General features: G+C 67.2%; 13 protein-coding genes and 1 pseudogene. 4 read left to right on the top strand and 10 right to left on the bottom strand.

The annotated features are described in order from the left end of the window. Positions 1 to 316 precede the first annotated feature (316 nt). Positions 317 to 994 carry a phosphoribosylformylglycinamidine synthase subunit PurQ gene (gene purQ / locus AB0C34_RS12685; protein WP_357070597.1) on the bottom strand — a complete coding sequence of 226 codons (678 nt, stop codon included), beginning with the start codon at positions 992 to 994 and terminating at the stop codon, positions 317 to 319. After that, the gene (gene purS / locus AB0C34_RS12680; protein WP_357070594.1) at positions 991 to 1,227 is read right to left on the bottom strand and encodes a phosphoribosylformylglycinamidine synthase subunit PurS; all 237 of its coding nucleotides are present in this window, start codon (positions 1,225 to 1,227) and stop codon (positions 991 to 993) included. Before purS ends, purQ begins: the two co-directional genes overlap by 4 nt. Before the next feature lie 132 nt (positions 1,228 to 1,359). Here purS and AB0C34_RS12675 point away from each other — a divergent pair, with 132 nt between their 5' ends. Continuing rightward, on the top strand, positions 1,360 to 2,004 hold the full coding sequence (locus AB0C34_RS12675) for an MBL fold metallo-hydrolase (protein WP_357070591.1): 645 nt from the start codon (positions 1,360 to 1,362) through the stop codon (positions 2,002 to 2,004). A 21-nt stretch (positions 2,005 to 2,025) separates the two neighbouring features. Here the strand turns inward: AB0C34_RS12675 and AB0C34_RS12670 are convergent. Beyond that, positions 2,026 to 3,363 (bottom strand): annotated as a pseudogene (locus AB0C34_RS12670) (dipeptidase); the annotation flags it as partial. A 483-nt stretch (positions 3,364 to 3,846) separates the two neighbouring features. Here AB0C34_RS12670 and AB0C34_RS12665 point away from each other — a divergent pair. Together AB0C34_RS12665 and AB0C34_RS12660 are read left to right on the top strand one after the other, a co-directional pair. Further along, entirely contained in the window at positions 3,847 to 4,140 is a 294-nt protein-coding gene (locus tag AB0C34_RS12665) for a hypothetical protein (RefSeq protein WP_357070588.1), read from the top strand. Between the two features lie 231 nt (positions 4,141 to 4,371). Continuing rightward, positions 4,372 to 5,769: a glutamate decarboxylase gene (locus AB0C34_RS12660; protein ID WP_357070585.1), complete on the top strand. Its 1,398-nt coding sequence runs from the start codon at positions 4,372 to 4,374 to the stop codon at positions 5,767 to 5,769. Positions 5,770 to 5,893: 124 nt separating this feature from the next. Here AB0C34_RS12660 and AB0C34_RS12655 read toward each other — a convergent pair whose 3' ends face one another. The 3 genes from AB0C34_RS12655 to AB0C34_RS12645 all read right to left on the bottom strand — a co-directional run bounded on the left by AB0C34_RS12655 (position 5,894) and on the right by AB0C34_RS12645 (position 9,259). Then, positions 5,894 to 6,595, bottom strand: a complete 702-nt coding sequence (locus AB0C34_RS12655; RefSeq protein ID WP_357070582.1) for a DUF2334 domain-containing protein — start codon at positions 6,593 to 6,595, stop codon at positions 5,894 to 5,896. A 104-nt stretch (positions 6,596 to 6,699) separates the two neighbouring features. Further along, positions 6,700 to 8,877, bottom strand: coding sequence for a S9 family peptidase (locus AB0C34_RS12650; protein ID WP_357070579.1), 2,178 nt, complete (start codon positions 8,875 to 8,877; stop codon positions 6,700 to 6,702). 10 nt (positions 8,878 to 8,887) lie between these two features. Next, positions 8,888 to 9,259: a MerR family transcriptional regulator gene (locus AB0C34_RS12645; protein ID WP_357070576.1), complete on the bottom strand. Its 372-nt coding sequence runs from the start codon at positions 9,257 to 9,259 to the stop codon at positions 8,888 to 8,890. Positions 9,260 to 9,305: 46 nt separating this feature from the next. On the opposite strand from AB0C34_RS12645, the gene AB0C34_RS12640 reads away from it, so the two are divergent. Then, entirely contained in the window at positions 9,306 to 10,388 is a 1,083-nt protein-coding gene (locus AB0C34_RS12640; RefSeq protein WP_357070573.1) for an alkene reductase, read from the top strand. 26 nt (positions 10,389 to 10,414) lie between these two features. On the opposite strand, the gene AB0C34_RS12635 is transcribed toward AB0C34_RS12640, so the two are convergent. The 4 genes from AB0C34_RS12635 to AB0C34_RS12620 form a co-directional block, all read right to left on the bottom strand. Next, positions 10,415 to 10,843 (bottom strand): HIT family protein, encoded by a 429-nt coding sequence (locus AB0C34_RS12635; protein WP_357070570.1) that lies wholly within the window; start codon positions 10,841 to 10,843, stop codon positions 10,415 to 10,417. 104 nt (positions 10,844 to 10,947) lie between these two features. After that, complete coding sequence (gene purB, locus AB0C34_RS12630) at positions 10,948 to 12,369, bottom strand: adenylosuccinate lyase (RefSeq protein ID WP_357070567.1); 1,422 nt, start codon at positions 12,367 to 12,369, stop codon at positions 10,948 to 10,950. 83 nt (positions 12,370 to 12,452) lie between these two features. Next, the gene (locus AB0C34_RS12625) at positions 12,453 to 13,091 is read right to left on the bottom strand and encodes a TetR family transcriptional regulator (RefSeq protein ID WP_357070564.1); all 639 of its coding nucleotides are present in this window, start codon (positions 13,089 to 13,091) and stop codon (positions 12,453 to 12,455) included. A gap of 128 nt (positions 13,092 to 13,219) precedes the next feature. Beyond that, complete coding sequence (locus AB0C34_RS12620) at positions 13,220 to 14,389, bottom strand: pyridoxal phosphate-dependent aminotransferase (protein ID WP_357070561.1); 1,170 nt, start codon at positions 14,387 to 14,389, stop codon at positions 13,220 to 13,222. Positions 14,390 to 14,434 lie beyond the last annotated feature (45 nt).

Raw genomic sequence — 14,434 nt, 5'->3', positions numbered from 1 at the left:
ACGTTCGCACTGTTTGTTCGCGGTCAGCTACGGGGGACACGCCCGACCCGGGGCCTGAGCAGTACCCGGCCACCAGCGGGTTCTGCTCAGTGGCGGGTAAGCCGGGGCGCACATGAGTTCGCGCTGCCGATATCCGGGTCCGGCGCCGACTCCGACGTGGCATCCAGCTTCTTCACGCCGGCATATCCGACAGCGCCGTGCGCGGTGCGGACCGCGACGCCGTCGAGGCAATCCACTCGCGGCGAAACGAGGTTTGCCGCGGTGCTGCCGATCGCGACGTCGTCGATCGAATCACCTGGCCTCGCTCGGCGGGATGCTACGCGGAAACCAGCGTGTCCAGTACGGAGAGGAACAGGCCGAGGCCGTCGTCACTCGGTCCGGTCAGTGCCTCGGTAGCGTGCTCCGGGTGCGGCATCAAGCCGACGACGCGACCGTTGGCCGACGCGATACCCGCGATACCGCGCTGTGACCCGTTCGGGTTGTCGCCCGCGTAGCGGAACACCACCCGCCCCTCGCCCTCCAGTTGGTCGAGCACCGCGGGCGAGGCCTGGTAGCGGCCCTCACCGGACTTGAGCGGGACCAGGATCTGGGCGCTCGGCTCGAAGCGGGAGGTCCACACTGTCGACACCGACTCCACCGACAGCCACTCGTCGCGGCAGACGAAGTGCAGGCCCTCGTTGCGGGTCAGCGCGCCGGGCAGGAGACCGGCCTCGCAGAGCACCTGAAAACCGTTGCAGATGCCGAGCACCGGAAGTCCGGCGTTCGCCGCGCGCACGACCTCGCCCATCACCGGGGCGAACCTGGCGATGGCCCCGGCGCGCAGGTAGTCGCCGTAGGAGAAACCGCCCGGCACGATCACCGCGTCGACCTTCTTCAGGTCGGCGTCGGCGTGCCACAGGCTGACGGCCTCGGCGCCCGCCGAGCGCACCGCCCGTGCGGCATCGACGTCGTCGAGCGTGCCGGGAAACGTGATGACCCCGATCCGCGCGCTCATGAGAGGCGGACCACCTTCCACTCTTCGATCACCGTGTTGCACAGCAGCGATTCGGCGATCTGCTCGAGTGCCGCGTCATCGATGCCGTCATCGACGACGAGTTCGAACCGCTTGCCCTGCCGCACATCCGAGATGCCCTCGAATCCCAGGCGCGGGAGCGCGCCGACGATGGCCTGTCCCTGGGGATCCAGGATCTCGGCCTTCGGCATCACCTCGACCACGACTCGTGCCACGCGTTGCTCCTCATGTGTGGTTGGGGGGTTACCTCAGCAGCCTAGTTGCGCTGGTCGCAAGCGGCATCCGCGGGGTCGGACAAAACCAACCCGCCGCGTCGCGGAGAGCGAATTCAGCACTAGCATGGCGACATGCGCATAGCCCACTTCGGTCACTCCTGTCTGCTCGTCGAGTTGCGCGGTAAGAAGATCTTGTTCGACCCGGGAACCTTCTCGCACGGCTTCGAGGGCATCACCGGACTCGACGCGATCGCGGTCACGCATCAGCATCCCGACCATATCGACCCGGTCCGAGTCGACGCGCTGATCGAGACCAACCCCGGCGCCCGGCTGCTGTGCGATCCACAAACCGCCGAGCAACGTGGTGGGCAGTGGGAGGCGATACACGCGGGCACGGTGCTCACCCTCGGCGACCTCCAGATCACCGGAGGTGGCGGGAGGCACGCGGTCATCCACCCCGAGATCCCGGTGATCGACAACACTGTCTTCCAGCTGGGCACCGCGGACGATCCGGCCGAATTCGTACACCCCGGTGACTCGCTGTGGGTGCCGCCGGTGCCGGTCGGCGTATTGGCCACACCGGCCGCCGCGCCGTGGATGCGGATCAGCGAGGCGGTCGACTATCTACGCGCGGTCAATCCGCGCACCGCCCTGCCCATCCACTACGGCATCATCCGTCCGGAGGCACACGGCATCTATTTCGGCCGCCTCGTCGAGATGGCGCCCACCGGAACCGAATTCCGGGTACTCCAACCGGAGGACGCCACCGAGTTGTAGCCTCCCGCGCCGGTAAGTCGCCAGGAACAGCGCCTCGGCCAAGGCCATCCGCTCGATCTCCTTCGGGTCGACGCTCTCGTTGGGCGCGTGGATCAGGCAGCTCGGTTCCTCCACCCCGAGCAGCATGATCTCCGCGTCCGGGTACGTGTCGGCGAAGACGTTGCACTGCGGAATGGACCCGCCCTGGCCCTGGGTGGTCGCGGGGCGGCCATAGGCCGCGGCGAGTGCTGCCTCCATGGCGGCCCGGGCCGGGCCGCCGGTGCCCGACTCGAACGGCGCACCGAATGATTCGAGTTCGATCGTGAGTTTCGCCTGCCATGGTGTGTTCGCCTCGAGGTGCGCGACGAGCGCTTTGTGGGCGTACCTCGGGTCGATGCCGGGTGGAATGCGCAGGTTCAGGCGCGCGCGGGCGATCGGCTGGATCGCGGCGGCGGACCCGGCCACCGCGGGAGCGTCGATGCCGAGCACCGTCAGGGCCGGTCGCGCCCAGAGCATGTCGGCAACGCTGCCGTCACCGGTCAGCTCGACACCGCCGAGCACGCGGGCGTCGGCGTGGAACTGTTCGCTCGGATACTGCACACCCGACCAGACCTGGTCGGTGCGCAGACCGGCGATGGTGGTGTTGCCGCGCTTGTCGCGCAGCGAGGCGAGCAGCTGGATCAGCGCCGCGAGCGCGTCCGGGGCCGCGCCGCCGAACATGCCGGAATGCATCGGCCCCGCGAGGGTTTCGAGGGTGACCACGACGTTCACGCTGCCGCGCAACGTCTCGGTGAACGTCGGCACGCCGACGGCGAAATTACCGCTTTCCCCCACCACGATCGCGTCCGCGCGCAGCAGGTCCGGGTTGGCCTCGACGAAGCGCTCCAGTCCGTCAGTGCACTGCTCCTCGGAACCATCGGCGACCAGCGTCACCCCCAGCGGCAAGTCGGGGCCCAGCGCACGCAACGCCGTCAGATGCATGACGATGTTGCCCTTGCAGTCGGCGCTGCCTCGGCCGTACCACCGCCCGCCCTTCTCGGCGAGTTCCCAGGGTGGGGTCCGCCAGGCCGCCTCGTCCATCGGCGGCTGGACGTCGTAGTGGCAGTAGAGCAACACCGTCGGTGCGCCGTGCGGCGCGGGACGGGCGGCGATGACGGCCTTACTGCCGTCCGGTGTTTCGTGCAGGCCGACCTTGGTCAGTCCGGCCCCGGCGAACGCATCGGCGACCCACTGCGCGGCACGCTCGCACTCCTCTGCGGGGAACTGCCTGAAATCGGCGACCGATCGGAACGAGACGAGTTGGGCGAGGTCCCTTTTCGCCTGCGGCATCAATGCGGCGACCTTGTCGCGCAGGTCCGCGGTGCGCGGATCATCGATCATGCCTCGCCTCGATTCTTCACATCGTCGAATGTCATTGTCGTGCGCCTGGTCCAGACAAGTGCGGCAATGGTCTGCCCGACCACCGCCGGCGTCCCGCTTCCACTATTCGATCAACAGAGGCGGCGAACACGGGCAACCAATCCCCGGTTGGCGCCGAGCGTATCCACCAGAAACCGGATTTCGACCACTGCCGCGCCATTCGCAGCGAACTTCGGCACAGTCACGCTCGGGCACACTCACCTCGGCTGGACGATCCTTCGTCGATCGGACTCCAGACGGCCGGAATCAGACAGCCCGACCCGCGAACGCAGGAAGCTCGACCGCGATCCGACCGCATTGTGTCAAGCTGATCTCACCAGATGTCGGCAAACAACCGGCATCCTCGAAAGTCGACCAACGCACGGCAAGCCCTGCCGGAACCGAATACCCGATTCCGGCGCCCGCACAGGCACACCAGACGAGCCGAATCGGGAGGCCGTACCCATGCCCGACACCGAAAGACACGACGCGCTACCCGGGCTGGGCCCGGGCCAGGAAAGCTTCCCGGTGAGCAGCACCGACACCGACACGGTCGTCCTGTTGTTCCGAGTCCCGTCCGAGACTCGTGCCGTGTTCGACCACGAGATGGATTTGGCCCTCGACAGCATGGAACCGCTGCTGTCCTGGTTGGAACGCAACGGAGGACAGTGGCAGATGGCGGGATGGAATCCCGTAGCGACATCCGAGGCCGAGAGCGCAGACGCATTCGTCGACAGCAAGCAGGATGGACCGGCGTAACAGACATCGCATCCACCGAAGCACCGGATATTGGGTGAGGAAGCCTGTCCCGCGAATACAGGAACCAGGCCGCGACCCGACCGCACTGTGTCAAGCTGATCTCACCGAGTGTCGGCGACCAACCGGCATCCTCGAAAGTCGATCAACGCACGGCAAGCCCTGCCGGAACCGATCCCCGATTCCGGCGCCCGCACAGGCATACCAGACAAGCCGAATCGGGAGGCCGTACCCATGCCCGACACCGAAGGACCCGACGACCTTTTCGCGCTCCCAGGGCTGAGCCGGACCGCACCGAAGCGCGGATTTCCGGAGCACGAACTGGTCCCGCAGGTCGCCTATGAGATCGTGCACGACGAGTTGATGCTCGACGGCGTCTCCAGGACGAACCTGGCCACCTTCTGCACCACCTGGGTGGATGACCAGGCTCGCAGGCTGATGGCCGAGTCCTTGGACAAGAACATCGTCGACAAGGACGAGTACCCGCAGACCGCCGAGCTGGAGCGCCGAGCCGTCCGGATGGTGGCCGACCTGTGGCGCGCGCCGGATCCGGCCACGACGCACGGCACCTCGACCACCGGGTCCAGTGAGGCGGCCATGTTGGGCGGGCTCGCCGCCAAATTCCGGTGGCGAAAGCGCGGCGGCACCGGAACGCCGAACTTCGTCTGTGGGCCGGTTCAGGTCTGCTGGGAAAAATTCGCGCGGTACTTCGACGTCGAGATTCGACAGATTCCGCTGCGGGGCGACCGCCTGACCATGCATCCCGACGACATCGCCGCCCACTGTGACGACAACACCATCATGGTCGTGGCGACCTTCGGCCAAACCTTCACCGGACTGTACGAAGACGTCGCCGCAATCAGCGCAGCGCTGGACAAACTGCAGGAGACCACTGACCTGGACGTCCCGCTCCATGTCGACGCGGCCAGCGGCGGCTTTCTCGCCCCGTTCACCGCGCCGGACCTGATTTGGGACTTCCGATTGGCCAGGGTCAAGTCGATCAACGCCTCCGGCCACAAGACCGGGCTCGCGCCGCTCGGCTCGGGCTGGGCGATCTGGCGCGAGGCGAGTGACCTGCCCGAGGAACTGATCTTCAACGTCGACTATCTCGGCGGCAGCATGGCCACCTTCAACCTCAATTTCTCCCGACCGGGCGGGCAGGCGATCACGCAGTATTACGAATTCATCCGGCTCGGCCGGACCGGCTACGCCAGGGTGCAGTCCGCGACCTACCGGGTGGCACAGCACCTGGCTGCCGGCTTACGCGGGCTGGGGATCTTCGAGATGATCCACGACGGCGACCCGCAGCGTGGCATCGCCGCGGTGTCCTGGCGGCTGAGCGAGGATCCCGGGTTCAATCTCTACGACCTGTCCGATCGGCTGCGCACCAGGGGCTGGCTGATCGCCGCGTATCCGCTGCCCGCCGACCGGGACGACGAGACGATCATGCGCGCGGTGCTGCGGCACGGCTTCACCATCGACATGGCCGATCTGCTGCTCGCCGACCTGGTTCGCTGCATGAACCAGTTGCAGCGGCGCCCATTCTCGACATCGCTCACTCGCGAGGACGCCGGCGGCTTCACCCACGACGCCACGGCCGCTGTACCGACCACGTCGACCCCGCCGCGCTGACCCACGATCGCTCGTCGCCGCCCGATTACGCCGTTTCGGGCGGCGACGCCGATCGGCGGCCTACGGCGTGTCGATCCGCCACAGACAGTTCCCGTGCCCCGTGATATCGGCGGCAATGGGTTGTTCAAGCGGCTCGCAGCACCGCGAAAGGCTCCCAACGGTAGGTCTGGGGGGCCGCGCCGTGAAACAGCGCGAGATCGACCGCGTCGAGCATGGCTTGGCGCGGGCCGGAACGGGCCAGTTGCGCGGCCGAAACAGCCAGGCGCAGCACACCCCCACGCCGGGCGGTGCGGGCGGCGCCCAGCACCAGCGCGCGACACCACCACGGCTCGGCGCGAAAGCCCTCCCCGATGCCGTACACCCAGGATTTCTGCGCCGTATTGCGCTGCAGATCGAGGATCGAAGTACGGCCGAGCGCGAGCCGGAAACCGACCTCCGGCAGCGCGTCCAGCGCGCCTGTCGAGGCATCCCAGCGAGGGGCCGCGAACAGACGGGTCCGCAAATCTACCTGCTCGAGCACCCGATCGGCCGCGGTCAGCCGCAGCCGCGCCTCATGCTTGGGCACAGTGGCGAACTCGGCTCGACGCCGCTTGGTGGCCGCCTGGTCATAACCGTGCAGCACGATCGCGTCGCCACGGGCCCGGCGCCCGCGCAACCACGCCTGGGTCGCCGGGTCGTCGACCAACCGGTATTTGCCCTTCAATCGCGGCGCGACCAGCAGCGACAGCGGCACACCGCGCCGATCCATCTCCTCGGCGAATCCCATCGCTGTGTCCCGGGTGGTATCCCTGATCCCGGATACCGACACGATCAGCTCAGCGTTCATGAACCAACGGTGCCGGCCGCACATGTCTGCCACGTGCAGCCCGCATGACCACGCGACGAACTCTCTCCGACACCTCGACCGCCGACCACCACCGGTTCCCGTGCTTACGTGTCGGCGCGACCCACCCTGTCGAGCACCCAGGCGTACTCGAACGCCACTTCTTTCCACTTCTCGTAGCGTCCGCTGACCCCACCGTGGCCCGCGCTCATCTCGGTCTTGAGCAGCAGCGGCGAGTCGCCGGTCTTGGTGGCCCGCAGTTTGGCGATCCATTTAGCGGGCTCGACGTAGAGCACGCGGGTGTCGTTCAGGCTGGTGATGGCCAAGATCGCCGGGTAGTCCTTGGCCTCGATGTTCTCGTAGGGCGCGTAGGACTTCATGTACTCGTAGACATCCTTGTCCGCCAGTGGGTTTCCCCATTCGTCCCATTCGATGACGGTGAGCGGAAGCGACGGGTCCAGGATCGAGGTGAGCGGGTCGACGAACGGGACATTGGCCAGGATGCCCGCGAAGAGTTCGGGTGCCAGATTCGCCACCGCGCCCATGAGCAGGCCACCCGCGCTACCTCCGTCGGCAACCACCCGGTCCGCGGCAGTGATGCCGGACTCGATGAGATGCCGGGCGCAGGAGACGAAGTCGGTAAAGGTGTTCTTCTTGGTGAGCGTCTTGCCGTTCTCGTACCAGAGTCTGCCCATCTCGCCGCCGCCGCGCACATGCGCGACAGCAAAGACCACGCCGCGGTCCAGCAGTGACAGCCGCGACACCGAGAACGAAGGGTCCATGCTCGCCTCGTACGAGCCGTAACCGTAGAGCAGCAACGGCTTCGGCGCGGCAGTTGCCGCGTTCTTCCTGCGCACCAGCGAGATCGGGATGCGGGTGCCGTCCTCGGCGATCGCCCACTCTCGACGCTGTTCATAGTCGTTCGCGTCGAAGCCGCCGAGCACCGGCTGCTCTTTGCGCAACAGCAGTTCACCGGTGGCTGGGACATAGTCGAATACCCGCATCGGCGTGATGAACGAGGTCAGGCCGATTCGCAGGGTCGGCTGCTCCCACTCCGGATTGGCGCCGGTGCCGACCGCGAAGAGCTCCAGGCCGAATTCGAGTTCCCGGCGCTCGCCGTAACCGGATTCGGTCAGCGGCCACACCGCGATCCGGGTGAGCGCCTCGCGCCGGTAGCTGAGCACCAGGTGGTCGCGGAACGGGTCGACATCCTCGAGTCGCACATCGTCGCGGTGCCCGATCAGCAACGTCATGGCCGACGGGTCGTCGACCGGCGCTTCGGCGAGCACGAAATTCTCCGCCTTCACCCCGTCCACGACGTCGTTGTGCAGGATGAGGAATCGATCCTCGCCGCTGATCACCGCATGTTCGGCGGAGTACTCGACGCCGTCACGGCGCGGCAGCAGCACCCGGAATTCGCCCTCGGGGTTGTCGGATTCGAGGACCCACCCCTCGGTAGTGATCTTCGAGCCTACCCAGATCACCAAGTACTTCTCCGAGCGAGTCGCACCGATGCTCACCCAGTACCGCTCATCGGGCTCGTGGAACACCTTGACGTCGGGATCGGTAGCGCCGAGCCGGTGCCGCCACACCGTGTCCGGCCGCCACGATCCGTCGACCGTCTGGTAGAAGACGTGCGTACCGTCCAGCGACCAGGTAGCACCCGGCGCGGTTCCGGCGATCTCGTCGCCGAGTAGCTCTCCGGTGCGCAGGTCCTTGAACCGGAGCACGTATCGCTCGTCGCCGGAGATGTCCACCGAGTAGGCGAGCAGGTTGCCGTCGTGGCTGACGGAGAAAGCGCCGAGCGCGAAGAAATCGTGGCCCTCGGCCAGTTCATTGCTGTCGAGCAGCACCTGTTCGCCGGGAACCTCTGTCCCGACTTCCAGCTGCGGTGGCGTCCAGGCGTCGATCCCGGTGGCGGCCGCAGCGATCGGGCACCGGCAGTGCACGCCGTACTGTTTGCCCTCGAAGCTGCGCGAGTAGTACCAGTACTCGCCCATGCGGGTCGGCACCGACAGGTCGGTCTCCTGAGTACGTGCCCTGATTTCGTCGAAGATCGAGTCGCGCAGCCCGCCCAGGTGCGCGGTCTGTGCCTCGGTGTAGGCGTTCTCCGCCTCGAGGTAGGCGACGACGTCGGAATTCTCCTTGTCCCGCAGCCATTCGTACTCGTCGATGAACACGTCACCGTGATGCACACGCTCGGTGGGCACCGTCTTGGCGATCGGCGCCGCCGAGACGGGAGTTCCGCTGCCGGGTTCGGAGATCGTTCCGCTGTCGAGAGCCATGGCCTACACCCTACTGTTCGGGTGCCTCGCCGCCCGCTGCCCGGATGATGCCGTCCAGCACCGTGCCGGTCCGGCGCAGATCCTGCATGGCGCGGTCGATCCTGGCGCGTTCCTCGGTGAGCTTCTGCACCAGAAACGGCGTTGCCCGCGCGTTGGGGGTGCCATCCGCGTCGTGGATGCACGGCAGCAACTCGCCGATGGTGTCGCTGTGCAGCCCTGCGGCGAACATCTCCTGGATCCGCCGAACCCGCTCGACGGCGGCCTCCGAGTAGTCCCGGTGCCCGCCGGAGGTCCGCTCGGAGCCCAGCAGAGCCTTCGTCTCGTAATACCGCAGGGATCGGACGCTCACACCGGTCCGGGCGGCCAGTTCACCGATGCGCACAGTCACTCCTTGACCTGACATTGATGTCAGGTTTTACGGTACAGCCATGCTGCTGACCGAATACCGCAACCACGTGCTCGACCTGCCCAACCGCATCGTCATGTCGCCGATGACGCGGCTGCGCTCGTTGCCCGACGGCTCACCGACCGCCGACGTCGCCGATTACTACGCCCAGCGGGCAACCGCAGGGCTGATCATCACCGAGGGCATCTGGCCGCATTCGACCGGGCAGAGCGAAGCGTGGGTGCCCGGGTTGCAGACACCCGCGCACGTCCGGGCATGGCGGCGGGTCACCGAGGCCGTGCACACGCGCGACGGGCGTGTCTTCGCCCAACTCATGCACGGTGGACGCAAGGGCCATCCACTGGCGCGGATCGACGGCTCCTGGCCGGCGGGGCCATCGGCCGTCCTGGACGACGACCGGGTACATCTCATCGACGGAGGCACAGCCGACCCGATCAACCCGAACGCACTCGACCACACGGACATCGCGGCCATCGTGCGCCAACACGCCATGGCCGCGATCAACGCCGTCGCGGCCGGCTTCGACGGCGTCGAAATCCACGGCGCCAATAGCTATCTCGTGCACCAATTCCTGGCCGACAACACCAACCTGCGGGATGACGAGTACGGCGGCTCGATCGGCAACCGCATGCGATTGCCGCTGGCGCTCGTCGACGCAGTGACCGATGCCATCGGTTCCCGGCGCACCGCCATCCGGCTCTCCCCGGGCAACCCGCAGTTCGCCATGATCGAAAACGATCCGGCGCCGCTCTACCGGGCCCTTGTCGCCGAACTCGACCGCCGCGACCTCGCCTACCTGCACCTCGCCGACAACGACCGGTACCCCGCGTTGAGCGACTTGCGCCCGCGCTGGCACGGCACGCTCATCGCCAACATCGGCGAGAACCGCGCACCGACAGCGGCCGAAGGCGCGCGGCGCGCGCTATCCGACGGTCACGCCGATCTGGTCTCCTTCGGCCGGTCGTTCATCGCCAACCCTGACCTCGTTCATCGTCTCCGGCACGATCTACCGCTTGCGCCGATTCGCGAAGAGACGCTGTACGGACGTACTGCGGAGGGATACACCGACTATCCGAGTTGGGCGGCGGGTGCCCTCGCGCGTTAGCTCGCGGGTATCGACCATGGTGCCCATCACTCGCGCTCCGCGAGCGCGCCGCGAACCGAGTCGGCGAGATAGTCCAGATCAGCGCGCGGCGGGCTGGTCGGACGACCGCGCAACCCGAACCCGTCGCCGGGCGTGCGCGGGATGACGTGCAGGTGTACGTGGAACACCTCCTGACCCGCCGTCACCCCGTCGGCGAGAAAGAAGTTGACGCCATCGCAGTCCACCACACTGGCCCGCAGTGCCGCGGCCAGCCGCTGCCCCACCTGGAACAACTTCCCCCCGACGACCGGATCCAGCTCCGCGAGACTGCGCGCCGCCACCTTCGGCACCACCAACAGGTGCCCCGGCGTCATCGGCCGAATATCCAGGAACGCCACTACATCGTCGTCCTCGTACACCCGGCTCGCGGGCGCCCGCCCGGCAACGATATCGGCGAAAATCGTGTACGGATTCACGACCCGCAGCCTAAGCGGCTCGCCGGCTGTCCACGAATGTGCGCACGCGCACCGCCCGAGGTGGGCGATCACTCCGAGAACCGATTCGCGAAGTCCCGCTCCCGCTACAGGATCGGCGACGGCGTGTAGCGAGCTGCGTCCGGGTGCAGTTCGACCAGTTTCTGCACCTGACCGATCACGTCGGCGACCTGGTCTTCGGCAGCGCCGATGAAGACGGACTTGTCCGACAGCGCGGCGTCCAGGGCGGCGCGGTCGAGCGGGAGGCGATCGTCGGCGGCGAGCCGGTCCAGCAGGTCGGGTTCCCGGCCTTGTTCCCGCATCGCGAGCGCGACAGCGACGGCGTGCTCCTTGATGACCTCATGCGCGGTTTCGCGGCCGACACCGAGGCGGACCGCCGCCATCAGGATGCGGGTGGTGGCTAGGAAGGGCAGGTAGCGATCCAGTTCACGGGCGATGACGGCAGGATAGGCGCCGAACTCCGCGAGCACGGTGAGGAAGGTTTCCATCATGCCGTCGATGGCGAAGAAAGCGTCCGGCAGCGCGACACGGCGCACCACGGAGCAGAACACGTCGCCCTCGTTCCACTGCGCCCCCGCCAACTCGGCCGTCATCGAGGCATACCCCCGCAGGACCACCTGCAAGCCGTTGACGCGCTCACAGGAACGGGTGTTCATCTTGTGCGGCATCGCCGAGCTGCCGACCTGACCCGGCTGGAAGCCCTCGGTGACCAGTTCGTGGCCCGCCATCAGCCGGATGGTGTGTGCGAATGACGAGGGACCGGCGCCGACCTGCACCAGTGCCGAGAGTACGTCGTGGTCGAGCGAGCGCGGGTACACCTGGCCGACGCTGGTGAGCACGGTGGCGAACCCGAGATGCCGAGCCACCTGCTGTTCCAGCCGCGCCAACTTGGCCGAATCGCCGCCGAGCAGGTCCAGCATGTCCTGGGCGGTACCCATCGGGCCCTTGATGCCACGCAGCGGGTAGCGGTCGATCAGTTCCCGCAGCCGGGTCAGCGCGATCAGCAGCTCATCGGCGGCGGAGGCGAACCGCTTGCCGAGTGTGGTGGCCTGCGCGGCGACGTTGTGCGAGCGGCCCGCCATCACCGATGCCCGGTACTCGGCGGCGCGTTCGGCCAGGCGCGCGGCGATCGCGACACCGTGCTCGTAGACGTGCACGAGCGAAAGCCGGATCTGCAACTGCTCCACGTTCTCGGTGAGATCGCGGCTGGTCATCCCCTTGTGCACATGCTCATGGCCGGCCAGGGCGTTGAATTCCTCGATGCGAGCCTTCACGTCGTGCCTGGTGACCCGCTCGCGTTCGGCGATCGAGGCGATGTCGACCTGTTCGAGCACCCGCTCGTAATCCGCGATGACTCGCGCGGGCACCTCGACGCCCAGTTCCGACTGCGCTCGCAAAACCTCCAGCCACAGCCGTCGCTCGAGTACGATCTTGTGTTCCGGCGACCACAGGTGCACCAGTTCGGGACTGGCGTAACGGGTGGCAAGGACATTGGGGACGAGACTCACGACTGCGCCTCGCTGACACTCGGCTCCGTCGCGCCCTCGGGCGCTGGGTTGATGGTTCGCTCGCTTCGCCGCCTCACGGCCGGTCAGTCTAGTGCCCGGAACCGATCCGCTTGCTGTGGCGTCGCCGGGGCGACGATATCGATCACTTCGAGCAGTGCGCCGCGGGCCATCCGCCGCGGTTCGGGGTCCATTTCGGTGAGTGTCGCGACCACCGCTCCGTCCACCACCGCGACCAGCCTGCGTAGCTGTTCCGGGCGCACCATGCGGTCGGAACGGCGCAACACGTCGGCCAGCAGCTCGTCGAGCTGCGCGCGTAGGCGTAGCTGGACCTCGCGTAGCTCGGGGTGCCGCGCCGAGGCCACCGAACGCTCGTAACGGGCGATCAGCTGCCCGCGCGCGCCCTCATCGGGACCGTCGGTCCCCACCAGCAGATCCAGCACCAGATCGACCGTGGCCTCGGCGCCGCGGCGGCGGTGACTCACCTCGCCGACCCGGCGGCGCATCGCGTCCAACTCCGCGTTACCGCTGAATTCGACCGCCCGCGCGATCAAATCGTCGAGCGATTCGAAGTAGTAGGTGGTCGACGCCAAAGGCAGATCCGCCCGCGTCGCCACCGAACGATGCCGCACCGCATCGAATCCACCTTCGAGTAGTAACTCGGCGGCTGCGGCTACCAGAGCCTGGCGACGCCGTTCACCTTTCGGGGTCGTCGCGGTGATCACCGTGCCATCGTGCCAGTCATCATCAGTTCTTCCAGGGGAAATCAGCGAGGAAAAGCAACCACCGTTGTTTTACCGCATCCGCGCGGCCACGGTGCCGAACTGCGGAAAGTTGTTGCCCGATAGGCGGATCAAACACCGAGATAGTGCCCTAGACGCAGCAGCGCCGCCTCGATGTCCGCCGTGGCGCCGGCGAACGAGAAGCGCACCGTGCGGTGTCCGTGCACAGTATCGAAGTCGATGCCGGGCGCGAGCGCGACACCGGTGTGGGCGAGCACATCCGCGCACCACTCGCGGGAATCGTCGGTGAGATGGCCGATGTCGGCGTAGGCGTAGAAGGCGCCGTCGGCCGGAGCCAGGTCGGTGATCCCGAGCTTCGGCAGCCCGTCCAGCAGCAACTGCCGATTCATCGCGTAGCGCCGGACGTGCCCGTCGAGTTCTTCCTTCGCCTCCGCGCCGAACGCGTGCAACGCCGCGTACTGCGAGATGGCCGGCGGACAGACGGTCAGATTCGACGCCAACCGCTGCAACGCGGGCCGCAGTCCGCTCGGCACCAGCATCCAACCCAGCCGCCAGCCCGTCATCGAGAAGTACTTGGAGACCGAGCCGATCACCACAGATTCGCGGGAGGTCTCCCACGCCGAGGAGGTTCTGTCGTCCGCGCCCGCGCTGCCGTAGGTGATGCCGTGGTAGATCTCATCGGAGATCAAGAGGGTGCCATGTTCATCACACCAGCGGGCGAGTGCGGCCAACTCCGCCGGCGCGATCATCGTGCCGGTCGGGTTGGCCGGGCTGGCCACCACCAATCCGGCGGGCGGTTCCGGCAGGGCGTCGAGCATGGCGACGGTCGGCTGGAATCTGGTCTCGGCGCCGCAGTCCAGTTCGAGCACACGGCAACCGAGTGCGGTGAGGGTGTTGCGGTAGGCCGGATAACCGGGGCGGGCGACCACGACGGTATCGCCGGGGTCGAACGCGGCGAGGAAGATCAGCGAGAACGCGCCGGACGAGCCGGTCGTCATCACGACGTCGTCCGGGTCGACCGGGTAGCCGTAGGTCTCGCGGTGATGCTCGGCGATCGCTTCGCGAAGCGGCAGAATGCCGAAAGTCTCGGTATAGCCGAATAACTCGGATTCGATCGCGAGTTTCGTCGCACGCAGCACCGGCGCGGGTGCCGGCGTAGACGGCTGTCCGGCCGCGAGAACGAGCACATCACCGTGTGTTCGGGCCCGTTGCGCGGCGGCTTTCCAGACATCCATCACGTAGAAAGGTGGAATGGTCGACCGGCGAGATTCTCTGGACACTCGACAGACGGTAGAGCACCCGATCCGCTGCGGTCGGGGTTATGG

The sequence above is a fragment of the Nocardia sp. NPDC049220 genome (genome assembly GCF_040647855.1).
Taxonomy (GTDB): domain Bacteria; phylum Actinomycetota; class Actinomycetes; order Mycobacteriales; family Mycobacteriaceae; genus Nocardia.
This window is presented reverse-complemented; position numbering and strand designations above follow the sequence as displayed.

Bases quoted from the DNA above. Each gene is read 5' to 3' on its own strand.
- purQ (WP_357070597.1), bottom strand. From the start codon at position 994: ATGAGCGCGCGGATCGGGGTCATCACGTTTCCCGGCACGCTCGACGAC.
- AB0C34_RS12675 (WP_357070591.1), top strand. From the start codon at position 1,360: ATGCGCATAGCCCACTTCGGTCACTCCTGTCTGCTCGTCGAGTTGCGC.
- AB0C34_RS12665 (WP_357070588.1), top strand. From the start codon at position 3,847: ATGCCCGACACCGAAAGACACGACGCGCTACCCGGGCTGGGCCCGGGC.
- AB0C34_RS12660 (WP_357070585.1), top strand. From the start codon at position 4,372: ATGCCCGACACCGAAGGACCCGACGACCTTTTCGCGCTCCCAGGGCTG.
- AB0C34_RS12655 (WP_357070582.1), bottom strand. From the start codon at position 6,595: ATGAACGCTGAGCTGATCGTGTCGGTATCCGGGATCAGGGATACCACC.
- AB0C34_RS12650 (WP_357070579.1), bottom strand. From the start codon at position 8,877: ATGGCTCTCGACAGCGGAACGATCTCCGAACCCGGCAGCGGAACTCCC.
- AB0C34_RS12640 (WP_357070573.1), top strand. From the start codon at position 9,306: ATGCTGCTGACCGAATACCGCAACCACGTGCTCGACCTGCCCAACCGC.